Raw genomic sequence first — 19,722 nt, forward strand, 5'->3', positions numbered from 1 at the left:
GCGATATATTTATAAATATACCCCGCAAAAATAATACTTCTTAGTTAAAAATACAAAATTTTTATATTTTTTTAACGTTTAAAAATGAATTTTGAGCATCAATCCTGTATTTTTGGGTGTAGAAGGAGGTGCAGAATGGTAGAGCGACACATTGAGAAAATAGGCAACATCAAGCAAACCTCTTAAATTGTAACTAAGCGAAAGTTCTTGTAAGTGTAATTGTGTAGTGTTGGAAGTGAGCAGAGCTGTAAGTTGCCAATTATTATCACTCATATAGGTTTGCCACCCCAAACGCCAAGATGTTCCTATTTCTTTTTCATTAAATGAAGTGATGAACTTGTTGCGCCAAGTATATTGTTTGTAGTAGTATACCCCTCCTATTCTCATTTCTGCTCCTTCAGTTTGTAAGCGATTGTTGAGTAAGGAAGTATCTTCTAATGAAGTGCGATATAGGGTAGCATCACAAAAGAAACTACCCCACCATTCAGTTTCAAATCCTATTTCATAAGAAGAATCTTCTCCCCAAGTATATGCCCCACGTAATTTACTATTAGTAAGTTCTTTATTTCTCTTTTTTTGTAATTTTTTAAAGATGTGATGTGGTAACACTGAAGCTCCTATCGTAGGTCGCCAATACAAGGCGTTCGCTGAGCTTACTGTAGGAAAATCACGCCTTGCCGAAAAATACAGATAGGCTTTCTCATCATATTCTAAAGAAGTAAGCCCAAAAACAGCTGTTTTATCTCTTTCATAAGAAGTTCCTAAATGAGAATGGAGTAAAAAACCATAATCTAAATAGCATAGATAATTGAGCAACACATCGGTATAATAAGAAAGTTTTTCAGAAAGCAAAGAACGATTGTCTAACCTAAAATGAGTCCCTACATTAAAATCACTCCCATTTCTATAAGTTAGTGCTCCTGAAAAAGCATAGAAATTTTCAGGAGCTACTAATGTTTGTTGATTTTGGTGAGAATACCCCCCTGAAAGATCTAAATTCAACCCCGCTCTACCGATATAACTATTATGGCGAGCAAAGAGTTGATAGCGTTCATAAGGTGAAAATTGATTTTCTCGCCCTGATTGCAAGGAAGTAGCTGATAGATAGGTTTGATGCTCATCATTATTACCCATATATAAACTAATTGCATTTTGTGCAATTGTTTTTCCGTTGCTATAAACGCCCGTAGCCGATGAAAAATTACGTTTTGCTTCCCAGTTTTTTCTTATTTTAGTAGTAATTACAACAGCTCCATTAGATGCCTCACCTCCGTACAAGGCAGCTGCCGAGGCACCAGGCAACACTTCTATTTGTTGTATATTTTGTGGGGTTAGATACGCAATATCATCAGCATTTTGGCTTATAGGAATACCATCAACTACATAAAGCACCTTCCCACCTCGGATTGTACTTGTACTTGCGTTGAAACTCAAGGCGCGTCCTTCCAAAACATCAGTCAATTGAACCGTAGGTAGCTCTCGATAATCTCTTGAATATATATTTTGCCCTTGATAAGGCAAGTTTTCCCAATATTCGCGAACACCAGGTGCCGCTGGAAACATCAATCGTGGAGCCCCTGGAATATCACAAAGCGTTTCAGTCTCTTCCTCTTTGAGAGTAATATTAATTTTTTTAGTATCTTCTTTGATAGTGCGTTCTATCTTTTCATAACCTAAAAAAGAAAATTCTAACACTTCACCTACAGACACTTCTATACTAAAATTCCCATCAAAATCGGCTACAGCTCCACGTTTAGTGCCTTTTACCCACACCGAAGCTCCAAACATAGGGATGTGCTCTTCATCTACTACTCTCCCTGTTACAGTAAGGGTTTGAGCCAATGAAGGTAAAGCAAAAAGCCCTAAAAAAGCAATTATAAGTATATTTTTTAGATTCATAGAGCAGAAATTTAAGGCAAAGATACAAAATAATTAGTAAATTTTAAAAATTAGAAAACTAGCAAATTAGTTTTTTTTTGCTATTTCAAAAAAATATTATACTTTTGCCTGATTTTTAGTTTATAAATAGAAAAAACAAGAATGGCTCGGTCTATTGATTCTTTTAACAAACGACGATTACTCACTTCCTATTTTTCGGTAATAGTGAGCATTACCTTAGTACTCTTCCTATTGGGATTCTTTGGTTTTTTAGTGTTCAGTACTAAAAAGTTAGCCAATCACTTCAAAGAACAAGTAACTGTTACTATCCTCATTAAAGACGAAGCTAAAAGTGCCGATATCGCTCAATTACAAAAAACACTCTCAGTAGCTTCATTTGTAAAATCATTGCGATTTATCTCCAAAGATGAAGCTGCTGAAACCTTTAGCAAGGACATAGGCGAAGATTTTGTGAGCTTCATTGGTACAAACCCCTTACAAAATGTTATCGACTTGAGCTTAAAAGCCGATTATGCTGAACCCGATAAAATGGCAGAAATAAAACGTGAATTAGAACAAAACTCTTTTGTATCGGAAGTAGTATACGATCAATCCCTCGTCGCTCTCATTCACGAGAACGTAAATAGAATAGGACTTATTACTTTAGTATTTAGCGCACTCTTCACCTTTGTATCGGTACTGCTCATCAATGCTTCTATTCGCCTATCTATCTACTCTAAACGTTTTATTATCAAAACAATGCAATTGGTAGGTGCCACCCGTAGTTTTATACGTCGCCCGTTTATCCGCACTAATGTACGCTTGGGTATTTTGAGCGCTTTTCTCGCTATACTGCTATTCTACGGGGCACTCTTAGCAATTGTAAAATCATACCCTGAGTTTTCTATATTATTAGACAAAACGATATTATGTGTCGTTTTTATAGGAATTTTCGCTATGGGAATTCTCATCAGTTGGTTGAGCACTTATTTCGCTACACAACGATTCTTAAACTTAAACACAAACGATCTCTACTATTAAATAAACAACAGATATGAAACATCATTCAACTTCTATATTCGGAAAGAAAAACTATCTCATAATGGGAATAGGATTAGCGGTAATCGCTATTGGTTTTATACTGATGAGCGGTGGCGGAAGCGACAACCCCGCAGTATTTGATACGTCGATTTTCAATTTCAGACGCATTCACTTAGCCCCTGCTTTGGTGCTATTAGGCTTTGCTATTGAAATATATGCCATTTTAGTAAAACCTAACGAAGAAGAAAATACAAAAAAAAATGCATAAGGCTATGGTGATTGTGACTCTACAGCGCGAAAAGTGCATAGGATGTAACTATTGTGTAGAGATGGCACCAGAGCAGTTCCAAATGTCTAAAAAGGACGGCAAAAGTGTACTATTACGCTCTACCGAGAAAAAAGGTTTTTTTACACTCAAAAGTTATGACGATAGCATTTTTGAAGATTGTGAAAAAGCTCAAAAGGCTTGTCCTGTAAAGATTATAACTACTAAAAAAATATAATAACAATGAAGAAAATAGTATTATTATCAATATGTTTATTAGCTTCTTATAGTATAGAAGCCCAATATATAGGACTCAAAGCTGGGTACAACTACGCTACCCTAAAAGGCAATGTGAGTGACAGTGCTAGCTTTAAACCTTATCACGGTTATTTTGCAGGAATTACATTAGAGTTCCCGCTCTCTAATTTGTTCTCTCTACAAGTAGAAGGTATTTACAACCGACGTGGAGCAAATATCACCTCCAATACTTACGGCAAAGCTAAACTGAGTTTAGATTATATCTCTTTACCTGTGATGGCGCGCTTCAATGTAGGAAAAGGTATCAACTTGCACATAGGACCTCAGTTAGAATATCGTATCGACAAACCTAACTTTTACTTTGATGCAGGTACCGACCCTGTAACACGTGTAAAAGACGATGCATTAGACATTATCGATGGAGCAATGACTGTAGGCATTGGTTATATGACCGACTCTGGGTGGTTTTTTGAAGCACGCTGGGTACAAGGGCTCACCAGTATTTTTGAGTCAGACGAAACTAGTCTCACTCGCACAGGTATCAGTCCTGATTACAATTTCAAAAATAGGACACTTTCTGTAGGGGTGGGATATAGGTTTTAAATAACAAATAAATTAAGTAATAGGTTACAGATGATGAGAAAATTTATAATTATTATAATACTTTTTATAGGATTGTGGGGTTGTGAAAAAGAACGACGTGCACGCAATCCTTACTTGGGTGAGGTGCCTATTAATCTTGATGTTACAGAACTTGATATGCTAAGATATCGACTTCAGAGTATTGGTAATAGTGCTTTTATTTCTCAACAAGGGCTCAGAGGCATTTTTGTTACTTGTTATGGTGAAGGACGTTATTTAGCTTGGGAAGCTGCTTGTCCTAATCACTCTTTAGACGGCTGCTACAGCAGGTTATACAGCGTTAAAACCCCTACTGAAGAAGCTAATTATGAACTCCACGATTATACTTATGTAAGATGCTCTTGTTGCCATACAGTTTACAGTCTAACTACAGGTAATCCTTTTGTTTTAGGAAATATTGCTAAACCTTATCCTCTACTCAACTACAATGTTACTGTATCGGGAACCTCTGGTAAATATTCGTTAAAAATCCGCAATAACTAAATGCTCTCAAAATACTTTGAAAATACAAAGCCCATCACCTTTATCATAGTACTATTAGCACTTTTGATAGGCGATGGGCTATATCAATTTCAGATATTACAACAGCCTTTAGAGGTTGGGGCACATCTTTTATTTTTGTCTATCAACCTTACACTACTTCTATTTTCCTTAATATTACTACACCAAATAGATAGATGGAATGAACTCACCGAAACTAAAAACAGTTATTCTATCGCCTTCTTCAGTATTTTAATAGTGCTCTTTCCTACTCTTTTTGACAATATAAAATTAGTAGGAGCTAACTTACTGATCATCATAGCTCTGTGGAGAGTACTTACCTTAAAAACTGGAGAGGGGATTCCTCAAAAGTTATTGGATACCTCCCTACTCATTATCTGTGCGAGTTTGCTACATCCTTGGGCATTGGTATTCATACTAAATGTATGGACTTCGCTATTATTCTATGGAGCTGAAAAGCGCCGTTATTGGTTTATCCCCCTCTTAGCTCTTTTAGTAATTGCTTTATTAGGAGGAGCTATACTTATAATATTACAAATACCTTTTTCTTTTGATAGTTATTACAACTTAGTAACTACCGATATAATGCGATTATTACAACTTCCCTCCTACCCTATTGCCACAACAATTGCTTTAATGAGTTTAGGATTGTTATTTTTAGTATCAATAGTGGTGTATTATTTCAGAAGTACTTATCACAGCATTAGCTCAATAGTGGTAGTACAATTTTTATGGGTAGGTTTGCTTGTAGCATTTTTATCAAAAGAAGTGATTTATATTTTTGCCCCCATAGCCATACTTTTTGCATTGTATATCGAAAAAATACGACTATGGTGGCTAAAGGAAACTGTACTATGGATACTATTATCTCTGCCTGCTACAATACTCTTACTCCATTTTATTACCAAAAGCTAAATCGCCTGCATCACCTAAGCCAGGCACTATATAACCGTGATCGTTGAGGAGTGGGTCGATAGTAGCAATCCACAAGTGAGTGGTTTCAGGAAATTTATCTTCTAAATATTCTATCCCTTGTTGTGCCCCAATTACAGCAAATAAGTGTATTTCTTTAGGAGTTCCTAAAGGCTTCAAAGCGTTGAACACATTGGCAAACGAACGACCTGTAGCCAGCATCGGGTCGGCTAAGAAAAGTATTTTACCATCTAAAGAAGGAGAGGCAAGATATTCTACCATTATATCAAAATCGGTTTCGGAAGTATGCTTGCGATATGCTGATATAAAAGCATTATCTGCATTGTCAAAATAGTTCATCAAGCCTTGATGCAATGCCAAACCAGCACGCAAAATAGAGCAAATTACAATCTCATCTTTGGGTAATTGTACTTTTTTTTCACCTAATGGGGTAGTAATTATCTCAGTTTTGTAGTGTAGAAATTTACTCATTTCATAACACAATACTTCGCCTATACGTTCTAAATTTTTACGAAAACGCATACGGTCTTTTTGGATATTTACGTCGCGCAACTGGGCGATAAATCGGTTTAATACAGAGGGCTCTTCGCCTAAATGGTGTATAATCATTGGTGTGGTAACTTTAATATTTTCAAGCCACAAAAGTAGTATATAATTTATTAATTTCCAAATTTGCTAATTTGCTATTTTATTTTTTGGCACGCTATTTGGGATAATCACAGCGAAACATTAAACAATAATTAAGCGTATGAAAAAAACAATCACTAAATTAACAGCTTTTATTGCTATAATGCTACTCACCACTACTGCTTATGCCCAAGAGTTTCACTTAGGAGCTAAAGCAGGTGCTAACTTAGGAAAATTGGATGGTGTTGCCTATAGTAAAGGCTTCAAATTGGGATACCAATTGGGCGGCTTTGTAGAATATGACTTCAATGACAAATGGGGGCTACAAGGCGAGATTCTATTTAGCCAAACTAACACAAAGTTCCGTGATAGTTATCAATCAGTGTGGGATGAAAAGTTTGATAAAGAAAAGACTTTGAACTATGTAGGCGTACCTTTACTCTTTAAATACAATCCTAGTGGGTTGATTTCATTGCACGCAGGGCCGCAGTTTAGTTTTCTTGCTAATAAAGATGATAGCACTTGGGAAAATGGTAAAAAACTTTTCAAAGATACCGACTTCTCGTTAGTTGCTGGTGCCGAAGTAAATTTAGGTCCGCTCTTTGCTTACGGTCGTTATGTATGGGGCTTTTCTGATATTAGCAATACCCTTAAAGAGAAAGCCACTACCCAACAAATTCAACTGGGTGTAGGCGTACGTTTTTAGACTTACGAATATATTAGTTAATTAGAAGATAGGTTTTAAGGATTAACAAGTATCACCTTAAACCCTATCTTGTTTTTTTAATATAGTAGATATTTTTTTCTTACTTCTTTAAATTTTCCTAACTCTTTTTGCCAGGTTTGGCGTATTTCAGCTTCAGTTTTACCTTCTATAATTTGTTTTTTTAGAGTATCGGTACCTGCTATTCTATTGAAAGAGGAAGTGAAGAAAGGCGTTTTTACCCCCTTACTTTGTTCAAAAGCTTTTTTAAGCCAAGAAAGATTGAGTTGGTTTAAGCGAGGTGTTTTGCTCAAATCTTCACCATAACACAATTTCCCATTAAACTTTGGATTTTTATCTCCTGCATTAGGGTGGGGTGTAAAACTAAATGTACTTTTTGAAAAATAAGGTGAACCATAAATTTGAAACTGCTGAGAAGTACCACGCCCCATACTCACATTAGCCCCCTCGAAGAAACACAAACTGGGGTATAAATTTATCGACATATCATTAGGCAGATTGGGCGATGGTTTTACTGGTAGTCTATAGGGTGTTTGGTGAGTATAGTTCGCTAACGGAATCACCTTTAAATCAGCAGTAACACCTCCGTGCAACCACTTTTCACCATTAATCATCTGGGCGTATTCACCAATAGTCATTCCGTAGACCACAGGCACAGGGTGCATCCCAATAAAACTCTTAAATTGTGGTTTCAGTACTGGCCCATCAATATAATGTGCATTAGGATTAGGGCGATCTAACACTATTATAGGAATATGCTGCTCGGCACAAGCCTCCATTACATAGTGTAAAGTAGAAATATAAGTATAGAAACGCACACCAACATCTTGTAAATCGAAGAGTACGAGGTCTACCTCTTTCAGTTGTTCAGGGGTAGGTTTTTTATTTTTACCATAGAGTGAAATGATAGGTAAGCCCGTTTTAGAATCTTTGCCATCTTTTACCATTTCACCCGCATCAGCTTCTCCTCTAAATCCGTGTTCGGGAGCAAAAACCTTACTGATGTCTATTTTTTTCTTTAATAGGGTATCTATTAAATGTACATAATTACCTTTTTCAGTCTTCACAATTCCTGTTTGGTTAGTGACTACAGCTATATTTTTTGCACGCAAATCCTTAATATAAAGATACATTCGGTTTGCGCCTACAACTACTTCTTTTGTCTGTTTTTCAGCTTTTTGCACAGAAGAGTAGTCTTGCGATTGTCCATTATTTTTGCACGAAATGAACGTACATAAGAAAAAAAGTGTAATTTTGGCACTTCTAAAAGGCATTATTGTTTTGAATGTTGAATATTTCATAGCAAAAAGAGTTATTTTCTCAAAAGGGGACAAAGGTACAATTTCTTCTCCAATTATCAAAATGGCAATAGCTGCTATTGCTGTAGGAATGGTGATGATGCTCATCGCTATTGCTACGGGTATTGGTTTGCAACAAAAGATTAGAGAAAAATTAGTAGTTTTCCACGGTCACATACAAATTTTCGATTACGGCAGCAATGCTTCACAAGTTACTACCAAACCTATTAGCATACAACAGGATTTTTACCCTAATTTTTCGGCAGTACCCGAAGTTACTCATATTCAAGCAGTAGCTACCAAAGGCGGAATTATCCGTACCGAGAATACTTACGAATCCATTCTCGCTAAAGGTGTAGGGCAAGATTACAATTGGTCACTTATTCGCGATTTTATTACCGAAGGGCGCACTCCTAATGTATCAAGTGAAGAACTGACCGATGAGATACTGATGTCCACCTATTTAGCTAACAGACTGCATCTTAAACTCGGCGACCACTGCCAAGCTATCTTCTTAAAAGACGAAGCTGCTCAAGCTCCTAACCAACGCAATTTTAAAATTGTAGGTTTATACAACAGTGGTTTTCAAGAGTTTGACGCATCATATATCTTCACTGATATTCGTCATATTCAAAAAATCAACAAATGGAAAGCTGATGAGATAGGCAATTTTGAACTTTTTATTAAAGATTTTGATCGTATTGAGGCAGTAGGCAAACAGGTATACGGCAAAATCGGTACTTTCCTCGATTCACAAACAATTATTCAAAGATTTCCTTTTATTTTTGAGTGGCTCAGTATGTTCGATTTTAATATTTACCTCATCATCGGGATAATGATAGTTGTAGGTGGATTTAATATGATTACAGCTATTCTCGTGCTCATTTTAGAGAAAACCCCAATGATAGGAACTCTGAAAAGTTTAGGAGCTTCTGACCGCAGTATTCGCAAGATTTTTTTATATAATGCTACCTATATCATAGGTTTAGGTTTATTATGGGGTAATATTTTAGGTTTCTTACTATTGTGGTTACAGCAGCGTTACAGTATTATCAAGTTAGACCCAGCAACCTATTATGTAAGCGAAGTACCTATTGCTTTCATTCCCTTATGGGTAATATTGCTCAACATAGGGGTCTTGTTGTTGTGCTTACTAATGTTGCTCATCCCTACCTATGTGATTACCAAAATATCACCTACTAAATCGATGAAATTCTCCTAATTTCTAAACTTAATTAATTATAATCTATATGAAACACTTTTTGTTAACTTTAGTACTTTTTTCAGTAGCAACTTTGGCAATGGCTCAAAGCCCAAACATTTTAGATCCTGCTTATCAAAACAGCCGCCCTAATCCTTGGACTTTTGGAGGAAATATAGGCTTTAGCTATTCTTATGGCTTAGGGGTAGATATATCACCTCGTGTGGGGTATAAAATCACCGACGATTTAGAATTAGCCGCTATTGTAAATGGTTCACTACAACACAGTGAGTATTTTCGTAGCCTTTCAGTGTCAGTAGGTCCTGCTTTATCATACTATATAGGAAGGGTAGCCTATATAAGCACTAGCTATCAGCATTATTTCATCTCTCAAAAACACAAAACTACCAATATGAAATATAATACCGAAGAGGACGCTCTTTATATCGGGGGAGGATATATGCAGAACTTAGGAGGCAATGTGTATGTGCAAATAGGCGCAAGCTACAATGTGCTCTATAAAAAAGACAAAAGCATTTTTAGCACTGGTTTTATACCCAATATAGGTGTTGTTATAGGGTTGTAATTGGCTAATTGACAAATTATTCATACCTTTGCACCCTCAATCACTATAAATAATGACAAATACAGGAAAAATTGAACTAATGGCTCCCGCTGGAAACTTCGAGTCACTACAAGCAGCAATAGATAACGGTGCCGACTCAGTATACTTCGGGGTAGACCAACTCAATATGCGTGCAAGAGCAAGCATTAACTTCACCATTGCCGACCTTGACGAAATTGCTCGCCGTTGTGCTCCTAAAGGCATCCGCACCTACCTCACCCTCAACACTATCATCTACGACCACGATCTTTCTATTATCAAAACACTACTTGATGCAGCAAAAAAAGCAGGGCTTACTGCCGTTATCGCTATGGATCAGGCTGTCATCGCCTACGCCCGCCAAATAGGAATGGAAGTACATATCTCTACTCAAATCAATATCACCAATATCGAAACCGTGCGTTTCTACGCTATGTTTGCCGATACGATGGTGATGAGTCGTGAACTCAGTTTGCGACAAATAAAAAAAATATGTGAGCAAATAGAAAAAGAGCAAATCAAAGGTCCTTCAGACAATCTGGTAGAAATAGAAATATTTGGGCACGGGGCACTTTGTATGGCAGTATCAGGCAAGTGTTATTTGAGTTTGCACTCTCACAATTCTTCAGCCAATAGAGGTGCTTGCAAACAAAATTGCCGTAAAAAATACACCGTAATCGACCAAGAAAGCGGTTTTGAAATAGAACTTGACAACGAATATATGATGTCACCTAAAGATCTCTGCACTATCGACTTTCTCGACCAAGTAATTGATACTGGCGCAAAAGTATTGAAAATTGAGGGTCGTGGACGCGCCCCAGAATATGTAGCTACTGTAATTCGCACCTATCGTGAAGCTATTGATGCCTATTACGCAGGTACTTATTCTAAAGATAAGTTTGAAGGATGGATAGAGACTCTAAAAACTGTATATAATCGTGGCTTCTGGGGAGGTTATTACTTAGGACAAAAATTGGGTGAATGGAGCGAAAACCCTGGTTCTAACGCTACCCAAAAAAAAGTGTATATCGGGCAAGGCAAGCACTACTTCCCTAAAACGGGTATCGCTGAATTTGCTATTGAAGCCTTTGATATAAAAATAGGCGACAAAATCCTCATCACAGGCCCCTCTACTGGTGTGCAAGAGCTTGAGCTTACCAGTATGATGGTCAATGATGTCCCTGCCGAACGTGCTAAAAAAGGCGATTCTTGCACTATAAAAACTAATTTCAGAGTGCGACTATCTGATAAACTCTATAAAATAGTAAAAAATAACTAATAATGAACACACTACAAGCAATTATAATTGCCATTATCGAAGGTCTCACCGAGTATCTTCCTATCTCATCTACAGCACATATGGGCTTTACAGCATCCCTTATGGGTATCCCCGATGACGAATATTTGAAAATGTTTCAGGTATCTATACAATTTGGTGCTATTCTCTCAATTGTAGTGCTATATTGGCGTAAGTTCTTCAACTTTACTCAATGGCAATTCTATTTCAAATTAGCTTGTGCCGTAGTGCCTGCTCTTATACTTGGCAAACTCTTCGACGACAAAATAGAAGCCGTTTTAGGTAACCAAAAAGCCATTGCTATTACACTTATCATAGGAGGAATAATCTTATTGTTTGTAGACAAGTGGTTTAAAAATCCTACCATTCACGATGAGAAGCAAATCAGTGTAAAGAAAGCTATAACCATTGGCTTTTGGCAATGTTTAGCAATGATGCCAGGCACCTCGCGTTCGGCAGCCTCTATCATAGGTGGGATGACCCAAGGACTCACACGTAAAGCTGCTGCCGAGTTCTCCTTCTTTTTAGCCGTCCCTACAATGCTTGCCGTAACTGTATATTCTATTTTCTTGAAGAAATGGGGGGTTACCGAAGAAAAAGGTTACGAGTTGATAATGAAAACTGATGAAAGCTTTTGGTTGTTTATTATAGGTAATGTAATAGCCTTTGTAGTCGCTATGATAGCTGTAAAATTCTTCATCCATATCCTCACAAAATTCGGCTTCAAAGTATGGGGAATCTACCGCATCATAATCGGAACTGCATTGCTAATCTATTTCTCTATAAACTAACTACTGATACACCTAAAATGAAAATATTATTTCTGACAATAGCTTTTGTTTGTCTGCTCATTCACTCTATAAAAGCTCAGACAGATAGTTTATCAGTAATGGATGAGCAAGGAATCGTAGCCGACACTTTGCGCAGTGATGCGGAGAAACCACAACTCAAACAAGTAATTTTACCTGCTTCTCTCATTACCTTAGGAGTAATTTCTAATGCTACCTACATAAATCGCTACGTACAACGCCACGTTTATAATTATTCTGGCGGCCATAAGTTACGTATTGACGACTATATACAATACGCTCCCATTGTAAGTGTTTTTGCTTTTAGCAACTTAGGCGTAAAAGCTAAACACACCGTCAAAGAACGATTGATTATAGGAGCTACCGCCTATGCTATAATGGGGGCTTTGGTAAACGGAGTGAAATACACTGCCAAAATACAACGCCCTGATAGTAGTGCTTTCAACTCCTTCCCTTCAGGGCATACAGCAACTGCTTTCACAGGAATGGAAATCTTATGGCAAGAATATAAAGATGAAAATGTGTGGGTAGGTATTAGTGGTTATGCTATTGCTACTACCGTGGCAACCCTTCGTTTGTACAACAACCGCCACTGGATAGGTGATGTATTAGGAGGAGCAGGGATAGGTATCCTTAGTGCAAAAGCAGCTTATTGGCTCTTCCCTTATACTTCAAAACTGCTTAAACGTAAAGAAAAATCATCCGTACAAATGGCTATCTACCCCGTTTATTCTGATGAAATGAAAGGTGTAGGGCTAACCCTATTCCACTAAAAAATAGCTTCTAATGGCAATTATTACCACTATATTAAACAAAGTACCCCGACCTTGGCTCATCAAATTGAGCTATTGGGTGCGCCCCTTTTTATCTTTCTATCTACGAGGTAAAAAATATCAAGACCCCATTGACGGATATACTTTTAGAAAATTCTTACCCTATGGCTATGGCAAAGCACGTCCCAATGTACTCTCCCCCTCTACCCTATCATTAGAACGCCATAGATTGTTATGGCTTTACCTTACCCGCGAAACAGACTTCTTTACCAAACCCTTAAAAGTACTACACGTAGCTCCCGAGCAAGCCTTCTATAAACGATTTAAAAAGCAAGCTAACCTCGATTACCTCACAACTGACCTCTATTCGCCTTTAGCTGATGTAAAAGCCGACTTATGTGCCCTCCCTTTCGAAGATGAAAACTTTGACGTGATATTTTGCAATCACGTGTTAGAACACATCCCCGATGATACCCAAGCAATGCGAGAACTCTATCGCGTGATGAAAAAAGGTGGTTGGGGCATTTTTCAAGTACCACAAGACTATAACCGAGCAGTTACTTTTGAAGACAACAGTATCACCGACCCCGAAGAGCGTACACGTATCTTTGGTCAGTACGACCACGTGAGAATATACGGAATGGATTATTTTAACAAACTCCGTGGCATAGGTTTTGAGGTAGAAGAGATACACTATGCTTCTAAATTATCCACTGAAGAAATTGAACGCTACCGCATTGTAGCAAATGAAATCATTCCTCTGTGTAAAAAGAGGTAATAGAGAGAAAAATAACAACACTTAACTTCCTTGTTGCTAAAGAGTTGTTAAAAATGTTAAGAAAAATATAAAAAAATAATTGCAAAAATACTTGCAGATTTAAAAAATAGCTGTATCTTTGCCCTGCATTTATAAAAAAATGAAATATTTATTATTGAGTATCCCCCTACTTTTTGTAGGTTGCCAAACTGAAAAATTACACTTTATAGAAGGTGAAGCACAAGGTTCTACTTATCATATTAAATATATAAGTAGTAGTAATGAAAACTTACAGCCCGCTATCGATTCTATTTTACAGGTGATAGACCAATCTATGTCTACCTACAAGCCAGATTCTGATATTTCTAAAGTCAACAACGGAGATACCACTGTGGTAGTAGACGAGCACTTTAGAAAAGTTTTTGAAGCTTCTAAACAAATATGGCAAGAAAGTGAAGGTTTGTTCGACCCTACTGTAGGAGTATTAGTAAATGCTTGGGGATTTGGCAAACAAAAAATAGCCGATAAAGATCTCCCTACCGATGAAAAGATAACAGAACTTAAAAAGTATGTAGGCTTTAATAAAGTACAACTTACTGATAATAATCATATCAAAAAAGAGTACCCTGAAATATTGTTTGATTTCAATGCCATCGCCCAAGGCTATACCTCCGATGTCGTAGCTGCTTTTCTTAATTCCAAAGGTATTGAAAACTATATTGTAGAAATAGCAGGTGAGATGTTCTTAAAAGGAAAAAATACTTTAGAAAATAAAGAATGGACAATAGGTGTTGAGAACCCTATCAAACCCTTAGATGAAAGAGAGCTAATCACTACTATACAATTTAAAAATCAAGGGCTTGCAACCTCTGGTAATTATCGCAAAGTATGGATGGATAGCAACGGACGCAAATATGTACACTCCATCAACCCCATTACAGGGCGTGCTACTCAAAGTGATGTACTCAGTGCTACTGTAGTAGCTCCTTCCACTATGTACGCCGATGGTTATGCCACAATGTTTATGGTAATGGGAATGGAAAAAAGCAAAGCTTTCTTAGCAAAACACCCTAATTTAGCTGTACTTTTAGTATATAGCAACGATAAGAATCAAGAACTTACTTTTAAAACCCAACCTTTTGAAAAATTAGAAAAGAAACAATAAAATTTAATAGACTAAAATATCAATTTTTAAATATATGCAAATATGAACAGAAAAATTTTAACATTATGCTTGGGGGCTTTGCTCTTATTTTCTTGTGATAACACAAAGAAAACCCCAAAACTTTATGAAGTAGAAGGGAAAGGTGGTAGTGTAGCTTATCGCGTGAAATACATCTCTACCGATAGTACTGACTTGAAGCACAGTATCGATTCTCTTGTAAAAGTAGTAGATCTCTCTATTTCTTCTTACAATCCTGAATCTATTGTATCAAAAATCAATCAAGGGATTGAAACTACTAAAGTAAACGATCACTTTAAGAATGCCTTTGCCACTGCACAGAAAGTATGGAAAGAAAGTGGAGGATTTTATGATCCAACTATAGGAGTTCTTGTGAAGGCTTGGGGTTTTGGTAAAGAACCCATCCAACCTATTTCTAAATTACCTACCGAACAACAAATCGACAGTTTGAAAAAATATGTAGGTTTTGAAAAAGTTCACATTAGCAATGACGATTATGTAAAAAAACAAAGTCCAGCTATCCAGTTAGACTTAACTTCTGTACTAAGAGGTTATACCGTTGATGTAATTTCGGATTTCTTGAAATCTAAAGGCATTGAGAATTTCTATGTAAAAGTAGATAGTGAAGGCATTGTGCTTGGTAGGGATATTGTGAACAATACTCCTTGGAAAGTAGAAGCTGAAGATCCTTACGAACTAAATAATAATTACCAAGAAGTAATTCTAAACCTTAATAATGAATCAATTTCTACTGATGAGAACTATCGTAGAGTATGGATTGATGGAAATGGCAAACGCTTTGTGCACATTATCAATCCTTTTACTGGTCACCCAATGACAGGAGAAATGCTCAGTGCCACTGTAATTGCTAAAACAGCTGTAGAATCAGATGCTTACTCTACTATGTTTATGATCATAGGACTTGAAAAAAGCAAAGAGTTCTTAGCTAAACACCCTGAACTTAAAGCTTTATTAGTATATAGTGATCAAAACAATGAGGTTAAAACTTACAAAACTCAGAACATAGAACCTCTTATTGTAGCTGTAGCACAAAATTAATTGAAAGTAAAATAGAAATGAAGGGGACTGCTTGACAACTCAAACAGTCCCCTTCTAAATTGCTAATTATTAATTGATATGATTGGAATTATTGGTGCAATGGAGCTTGAAATCAACACCTTAAAAGCTTCCATTGAAAATTGTAAAGAAACAAAAATAGGGCGCTTTGTATTTTATGAGGGAAAACTCTGCGGTAAAGAGGTAGTGATTTTACTATCAGGGATAGGAAAAGTAAGTGCCGCAGTAGGTACTACCTTGCTTATAGAGCATTACCACCCTTCACTTATCATCAATACGGGAACCGCTGGAGGATTGGACAATACTTCTGTACACGATTTAATCTTAGCTACCGAAGTGCGTCACCACGATGTAGATGTAACAGCTTTCGGTTACGAAATAGGACAACAAGCGCAAATGCCTCCTGCTTTCAAAGCTGATGCCCAGTGGAATGAAAAACTAAGATCTGTAGCCTCTGCTCATCAGTACATTTTACATTACGGACAAGTAGTAAGTGGTGATTCATTTATCTCAGACCCTAAACGTTTTGATGAAATTTCACTTAACTTTCCTAAAGCTAAAGCTGTAGAGATGGAAGCTGCTGCCATTGCACAAACTTGCTATATGCTAAATATCCCTTTTGTGATGTTACGCGCTATATCTGATAAGGCAGGCGAGGGCAACGCTATTTCCTATAACGAGTTTGTAGAGGAAGCAGGGCGTATTTCAGCTTCTATAGTTGAAGCTTTCTTATCAAGCTGCTAACATCCTATTTAGTGTAAAAATCAACCGTTTTGCGAATCGCACGTTCACATACAGGGCAAAAACCCTTCGGATCGTTAGATTTCATTCGGCAATCTTGCATAGGACTATAAACCCCTTTACTAGTATACCCTCCGCCTTCAAAAGCACCGAGGGTATTTTTGTATTTCGAGATACGAGGAGTAGGAATAGGAGTTCCTTTTTTTACCATATCTTTCCACTTGCTCTCAAAATTCACTAAGGTAGTGATGTTTTCTTCCCAAGGCTCTATCTTAGGGTCATAAGTTTCTTGAAAAGTAGGATCCCAATCGTAGTAATATTCATCAGCTAAGCCCACAAAACCGTGTCCAAACTCGTGTATGTACACTTTTTCAGAGAGTTCATTATCAGCTGAGGCTAAATTGAGGTGATTATAAAAAGCTCCACCTCCATAAGTAGATGTATTTACCAATACATAAATTTGGTCATAAGGCACAGCTGAGGCAGCATCGGCAATGGCTTGCATACTATTAGTAGTAAGATAACGCTCTTGATTAAACGTATAGAAAGACGCGTTAAATGCTGTATTTTTATAAATATGTTTCCCTGGTACATCGGTACCACTTTCTTTAGAGGGCACTGCAATGGCATAGACATTAAAATCTTTTTTGAGTTTATCAAAAGGGGGAATTGTGAACATATAGTCCGTCATACGTTGTGCATCGGCGTAGAATTTTTCAGTTTCAGTAGCTGTATAACCTTCTGCTAAAATCACAATATCTACTTTTTTAGCTGCATTGCCATTGTTGAGCAATTGTTTTATAGGGTAGTTGGGTTGTGTTTCTTCAATAATAAAATAATCATCTGGAGATAATTCTTTAGTAGCAATAGTGTGAAATACTCCTTGTTTATCGCGTTTATCGAGATGCAAAAGGAGTTTTTTAGTAGGAAAAGGCAATTGCATTGCGTGAGCGAAAAGGCGTTTTTCAGCTTTTGCTTCTTCAAAAGTAGCCCATTCATTAGCTAAAGAATTAAACCCCTTAGAAAATACTAATTGAGTACCATCAAACACTTGCAGACGAAAATTCCCCAAATTAGGAGCAATGAGGTGTGAATGTGAACCTCCCCAATATGGTTCTTTCTTTAGCTGACCAAAAATTACTTCTGTTTTTTGGGCATCAGAGAGTAAGTTAAAGTCTATACGAAGACTTTTATCGAAGGTAAAAACCGTGCTATTTTGAGCGAAAATAAACTGCGTGAGAAAAAAAAGTAAAAATAAATGCCTCATATTTAGTTGATATTAAAAATTATTTACTACATTTGCACTGATTTTAGTTAGAGATGGTAGCTTTTCAGCTGCCAAAGATAATAATAAAAACATTCATACCAAAACAAAATGGAACATATCGCTGTATTTAGAATGTCGGCAATGGGTGATGTAGCCATCAGTGTACCTGTTGTAACGGCCTTTTCTGAGCAATATCCTGACGTAAAAATTACCTACCTCACACGTCCGTTATTTGCTCCAATGTTTTCTCATCTACCTAATGTAGAGGTTTTTAGCCCTGAACTCAACGGTAAACACAGTGGCTTAATGGGTTTGTATAGGCTCTATAAAGAGCTAAAAGCAAAAGGAATTCAGGGAGTGGCTGATATTCATAATGTATTACGCACTAATATCCTTAAACTTTTTTTTAAAGGCTCTAAAATACCTTTTAAACAGATTAACAAAGGCAGAAGAGAAAAGTACGCTCTTACACGCTATAAATTTAAAGTTTTTGAACCGTTAAAACCTTCGTACCAGCGATACGCCGATGTATTCGATGCCCTAGGTTTCCCTATTGATTTGAGCGACGACTATTTGCTCCCTCCTACCCCACTGAGCGAACCTGTAGAAAATTTGCTAAATGGAAGTGAGTTGCACATAGGGGTCGCACCTTTTGCATCCTTTATAAGCAAACAATACCCTTTTGACAAAATGTGTGAGGTGATTGAAAAACTCTCTCAGCGCTACCCTAATAGTATGATTTACATCTTTGGAGGTGGCAAAGAAGAAGAGCAAAAAGTAGCTCAAATTCAGTTGCCTAATACCGAAAATATGGTAGGTAGGCTCTCGTTCAAACAAGAATTAGAACTCATTTCTCATTTGGATATAATGATAGGAATGGACAGTGGTAATGCGCACCTATCAGCAATGTATGGAATTCCAACTATTACTCTTTGGGGAGTTACACACCCTTACGCAGGCTTTTATCCGTATGATCAACCTAAAGAGAATGCCCTTTTAGCCGATAGAACACAATATCCGCTCATTCCTACTTCAGTTTATGGAAAAAAATACCCAAAAGGCTATGAAAAAGCCATAGAAACCATTTCAGTAGAAATGATATTAAACAAAGTAGAACAAATATTAAATGTATTATGAAAAAAATTATGACTTTTATGATGACTGCTCTATTAGTAGGAGTAGTGTATTGCCAAAAAAATACTAATGGCGAAAAAGAAATCAAAACTGAAGACCGAAAAGTAGCTGCTTATGAGTCAGTCGAAGTATCGGGAGCTTATCATCTTGTGCTCACAGAAGGCGAAGGAGGTGCTTTAAAAATTAAAGGACAAAAAGAGGTACTTCCGTATTTGAAAACAAGTGTATCAAATAAGGTACTCTACGTGAGTATAGACAATAAATACAAACTAAAAACTTCATTAACAGTATATGTACCCATTAATACTTCTTTGAAAAAGATAGTAACAAAAGGTGCTGTTGATGTTTCTACACAAGGAAAACTAAAAGTAGGTGAGTTACAGCTCAAAATAGAAGGCAGTGGCGACCTCGATGCTACTGTAGAGGCTACCGCTCTTGATGTACAGGTAGCTGGAGCAGGCGATGTAGATATAACAGGTACAGCCGAACGACTCAATGCCGTAGTAAAAGGAGCGGGCGATATAGACCTTAAAAATCTCATCGCTAAAAAAGCTACTTTGCGTATAGCGGGCGCTGGAAACATTTCAGCTCACGTAACTGAAGATGTAGACGCTTCTATAGCAGGCGCAGGTGGCATCACTGTAAAAGGTAATCCGCCTGTGTTTAAGAAAAGTGTAAAAGGTATAGGGCGCATCAAAATAGAAGAGTAGGA

At 37.0% G+C, this 19,722-nt stretch carries 22 protein-coding genes; 18 read left to right on the forward strand and 4 right to left on the reverse strand.

Annotation, left to right across the window (positions count from 1 at the left end):
- Window positions 1-78: 78 nt before the first annotated feature.
- Window positions 79-1,899: a carboxypeptidase-like regulatory domain-containing protein gene (locus CBG49_RS11130; protein ID WP_088594528.1), complete on the reverse strand. Its 1,821-nt coding sequence runs from the start codon at window positions 1,897-1,899 to the stop codon at window positions 79-81.
- Window positions 1,900-2,040: 141 nt separating this feature from the next.
- Here CBG49_RS11130 and CBG49_RS11135 point away from each other — a divergent pair, with 141 nt between their 5' ends.
- The 6 genes from CBG49_RS11135 to CBG49_RS11160 are packed head-to-tail and all read left to right on the forward strand — an operon-like array spanning window position 2,041 to window position 5,500.
- A complete protein-coding gene (locus tag CBG49_RS11135; protein WP_088594529.1) occupies window positions 2,041-2,919 on the forward strand; it encodes a cell division protein FtsX in 879 nt (292 codons plus the stop codon).
- 13 nt (window positions 2,920-2,932) lie between these two features.
- A complete protein-coding gene (locus tag CBG49_RS11140; RefSeq protein ID WP_009414016.1) occupies window positions 2,933-3,187 on the forward strand; it encodes a DUF3098 domain-containing protein in 255 nt (84 codons plus the stop codon).
- A gap of 4 nt (window positions 3,188-3,191) precedes the next feature.
- Entirely contained in the window at window positions 3,192-3,422 is a 231-nt protein-coding gene (locus tag CBG49_RS11145; RefSeq protein ID WP_002680813.1) for a ferredoxin, read from the forward strand.
- A 5-nt stretch (window positions 3,423-3,427) separates the two neighbouring features.
- The gene (locus tag CBG49_RS11150) at window positions 3,428-4,045 is read left to right on the forward strand and encodes a porin family protein (RefSeq protein WP_009414014.1); all 618 of its coding nucleotides are present in this window, start codon (window positions 3,428-3,430) and stop codon (window positions 4,043-4,045) included.
- A gap of 33 nt (window positions 4,046-4,078) precedes the next feature.
- Window positions 4,079-4,567, forward strand: a complete 489-nt coding sequence (locus CBG49_RS11155) for a hypothetical protein (RefSeq protein WP_225883633.1) — start codon at window positions 4,079-4,081, stop codon at window positions 4,565-4,567.
- Window positions 4,568-5,500, forward strand: coding sequence for a hypothetical protein (locus CBG49_RS11160; RefSeq protein WP_088594530.1), 933 nt, complete (start codon window positions 4,568-4,570; stop codon window positions 5,498-5,500). It begins immediately after the preceding gene.
- Here the strand turns inward: CBG49_RS11160 and upp are convergent.
- Window positions 5,474-6,127 carry a uracil phosphoribosyltransferase gene (gene upp, locus CBG49_RS11165; RefSeq protein WP_088594531.1) on the reverse strand — a complete coding sequence of 218 codons (654 nt, stop codon included), beginning with the start codon at window positions 6,125-6,127 and terminating at the stop codon, window positions 5,474-5,476. The two genes, CBG49_RS11160 and upp, sit on opposite strands and share 27 nt — an antisense overlap.
- Before the next feature lie 139 nt (window positions 6,128-6,266).
- Between upp and CBG49_RS11170 the strand changes: the two genes are divergently transcribed.
- On the forward strand, window positions 6,267-6,851 hold the full coding sequence (locus tag CBG49_RS11170; protein ID WP_088594532.1) for a porin family protein: 585 nt from the start codon (window positions 6,267-6,269) through the stop codon (window positions 6,849-6,851).
- A 77-nt stretch (window positions 6,852-6,928) separates the two neighbouring features.
- On the opposite strand, the gene CBG49_RS11175 is transcribed toward CBG49_RS11170, so the two are convergent.
- Entirely contained in the window at window positions 6,929-8,170 is a 1,242-nt protein-coding gene (locus CBG49_RS11175) for an exo-beta-N-acetylmuramidase NamZ family protein (protein ID WP_418219516.1), read from the reverse strand.
- 61 nt (window positions 8,171-8,231) lie between these two features.
- On the opposite strand from CBG49_RS11175, the gene CBG49_RS11180 reads away from it, so the two are divergent.
- The 9 genes from CBG49_RS11180 to CBG49_RS11220 all read left to right on the forward strand — a co-directional run bounded on the left by CBG49_RS11180 (window position 8,232) and on the right by CBG49_RS11220 (window position 16,612).
- Window positions 8,232-9,389, forward strand: a complete 1,158-nt coding sequence (locus tag CBG49_RS11180) for an ABC transporter permease (protein ID WP_088594533.1) — start codon at window positions 8,232-8,234, stop codon at window positions 9,387-9,389.
- Window positions 9,390-9,417: 28 nt separating this feature from the next.
- Complete coding sequence (locus tag CBG49_RS11185; RefSeq protein WP_009414005.1) at window positions 9,418-9,954, forward strand: hypothetical protein; 537 nt, start codon at window positions 9,418-9,420, stop codon at window positions 9,952-9,954.
- Window positions 9,955-10,006: 52 nt separating this feature from the next.
- Entirely contained in the window at window positions 10,007-11,251 is a 1,245-nt protein-coding gene (locus CBG49_RS11190) for a peptidase U32 family protein (protein WP_088594534.1), read from the forward strand.
- A 2-nt stretch (window positions 11,252-11,253) separates the two neighbouring features.
- Entirely contained in the window at window positions 11,254-12,060 is an 807-nt protein-coding gene (locus tag CBG49_RS11195) for an undecaprenyl-diphosphate phosphatase (RefSeq protein ID WP_088594535.1), read from the forward strand.
- Window positions 12,061-12,077: 17 nt separating this feature from the next.
- The gene (locus CBG49_RS11200; protein ID WP_088594536.1) at window positions 12,078-12,851 is read left to right on the forward strand and encodes a phosphatase PAP2 family protein; all 774 of its coding nucleotides are present in this window, start codon (window positions 12,078-12,080) and stop codon (window positions 12,849-12,851) included.
- A gap of 13 nt (window positions 12,852-12,864) precedes the next feature.
- Complete coding sequence (locus CBG49_RS11205) at window positions 12,865-13,629, forward strand: class I SAM-dependent methyltransferase (RefSeq protein ID WP_088594537.1); 765 nt, start codon at window positions 12,865-12,867, stop codon at window positions 13,627-13,629.
- Between the two features lie 139 nt (window positions 13,630-13,768).
- The gene (locus CBG49_RS11210) at window positions 13,769-14,773 is read left to right on the forward strand and encodes an FAD:protein FMN transferase (RefSeq protein ID WP_088594538.1); all 1,005 of its coding nucleotides are present in this window, start codon (window positions 13,769-13,771) and stop codon (window positions 14,771-14,773) included.
- Between the two features lie 42 nt (window positions 14,774-14,815).
- The gene (locus CBG49_RS11215; protein ID WP_088594539.1) at window positions 14,816-15,850 is read left to right on the forward strand and encodes an FAD:protein FMN transferase; all 1,035 of its coding nucleotides are present in this window, start codon (window positions 14,816-14,818) and stop codon (window positions 15,848-15,850) included.
- A gap of 78 nt (window positions 15,851-15,928) precedes the next feature.
- Window positions 15,929-16,612: a 5'-methylthioadenosine/adenosylhomocysteine nucleosidase gene (locus CBG49_RS11220; protein WP_009413998.1), complete on the forward strand. Its 684-nt coding sequence runs from the start codon at window positions 15,929-15,931 to the stop codon at window positions 16,610-16,612.
- Between the two features lie 4 nt (window positions 16,613-16,616).
- Here CBG49_RS11220 and CBG49_RS11225 read toward each other — a convergent pair whose 3' ends face one another.
- Window positions 16,617-17,876 (reverse strand): M64 family metallopeptidase, encoded by a 1,260-nt coding sequence (locus CBG49_RS11225; protein WP_088594540.1) that lies wholly within the window; start codon window positions 17,874-17,876, stop codon window positions 16,617-16,619.
- 108 nt (window positions 17,877-17,984) lie between these two features.
- Between CBG49_RS11225 and CBG49_RS11230 the strand changes: the two genes are divergently transcribed.
- Complete coding sequence (locus CBG49_RS11230; RefSeq protein ID WP_088594541.1) at window positions 17,985-19,013, forward strand: glycosyltransferase family 9 protein; 1,029 nt, start codon at window positions 17,985-17,987, stop codon at window positions 19,011-19,013.
- Entirely contained in the window at window positions 19,010-19,720 is a 711-nt protein-coding gene (locus tag CBG49_RS11235; RefSeq protein ID WP_009413995.1) for a head GIN domain-containing protein, read from the forward strand. Before CBG49_RS11230 ends, CBG49_RS11235 begins: the two co-directional genes overlap by 4 nt.
- Window positions 19,721-19,722: the final 2 nt, after the last annotated feature.

The organism is Capnocytophaga endodontalis, from assembly GCF_002209445.1.
In the GTDB taxonomy this organism is placed as follows: Bacteria; Bacteroidota; Bacteroidia; order Flavobacteriales; family Flavobacteriaceae; genus Capnocytophaga; species Capnocytophaga periodontitidis.

Coding starts and splice junctions, on each gene's coding strand:
- CBG49_RS11130 (WP_088594528.1), bottom strand. CDS start 1,899: ATGAATCTAAAAAATATACTTATAATTGCTTTTTTAGGGCTTTTTGCT.
- CBG49_RS11135 (WP_088594529.1), top strand. CDS start 2,041: ATGGCTCGGTCTATTGATTCTTTTAACAAACGACGATTACTCACTTCC.
- CBG49_RS11140 (WP_009414016.1), top strand. CDS start 2,933: ATGAAACATCATTCAACTTCTATATTCGGAAAGAAAAACTATCTCATA.
- CBG49_RS11145 (WP_002680813.1), top strand. CDS start 3,192: ATGGTGATTGTGACTCTACAGCGCGAAAAGTGCATAGGATGTAACTAT.
- CBG49_RS11150 (WP_009414014.1), top strand. CDS start 3,428: ATGAAGAAAATAGTATTATTATCAATATGTTTATTAGCTTCTTATAGT.
- CBG49_RS11155 (WP_225883633.1), top strand. CDS start 4,079: ATGAGAAAATTTATAATTATTATAATACTTTTTATAGGATTGTGGGGT.
- CBG49_RS11160 (WP_088594530.1), top strand. CDS start 4,568: ATGCTCTCAAAATACTTTGAAAATACAAAGCCCATCACCTTTATCATA.
- upp (WP_088594531.1), bottom strand. CDS start 6,127: ATGATTATACACCATTTAGGCGAAGAGCCCTCTGTATTAAACCGATTT.
- CBG49_RS11170 (WP_088594532.1), top strand. CDS start 6,267: ATGAAAAAAACAATCACTAAATTAACAGCTTTTATTGCTATAATGCTA.
- CBG49_RS11175 (WP_418219516.1), bottom strand. CDS start 8,170: ATGAAATATTCAACATTCAAAACAATAATGCCTTTTAGAAGTGCCAAA.
- CBG49_RS11180 (WP_088594533.1), top strand. CDS start 8,232: ATGGCAATAGCTGCTATTGCTGTAGGAATGGTGATGATGCTCATCGCT.
- CBG49_RS11185 (WP_009414005.1), top strand. CDS start 9,418: ATGAAACACTTTTTGTTAACTTTAGTACTTTTTTCAGTAGCAACTTTG.
- CBG49_RS11190 (WP_088594534.1), top strand. CDS start 10,007: ATGACAAATACAGGAAAAATTGAACTAATGGCTCCCGCTGGAAACTTC.
- CBG49_RS11195 (WP_088594535.1), top strand. CDS start 11,254: ATGAACACACTACAAGCAATTATAATTGCCATTATCGAAGGTCTCACC.
- CBG49_RS11200 (WP_088594536.1), top strand. CDS start 12,078: ATGAAAATATTATTTCTGACAATAGCTTTTGTTTGTCTGCTCATTCAC.
- CBG49_RS11205 (WP_088594537.1), top strand. CDS start 12,865: ATGGCAATTATTACCACTATATTAAACAAAGTACCCCGACCTTGGCTC.
- CBG49_RS11210 (WP_088594538.1), top strand. CDS start 13,769: ATGAAATATTTATTATTGAGTATCCCCCTACTTTTTGTAGGTTGCCAA.
- CBG49_RS11215 (WP_088594539.1), top strand. CDS start 14,816: ATGAACAGAAAAATTTTAACATTATGCTTGGGGGCTTTGCTCTTATTT.
- CBG49_RS11220 (WP_009413998.1), top strand. CDS start 15,929: ATGATTGGAATTATTGGTGCAATGGAGCTTGAAATCAACACCTTAAAA.
- CBG49_RS11225 (WP_088594540.1), bottom strand. CDS start 17,876: ATGAGGCATTTATTTTTACTTTTTTTTCTCACGCAGTTTATTTTCGCT.
- CBG49_RS11230 (WP_088594541.1), top strand. CDS start 17,985: ATGGAACATATCGCTGTATTTAGAATGTCGGCAATGGGTGATGTAGCC.
- CBG49_RS11235 (WP_009413995.1), top strand. CDS start 19,010: ATGAAAAAAATTATGACTTTTATGATGACTGCTCTATTAGTAGGAGTA.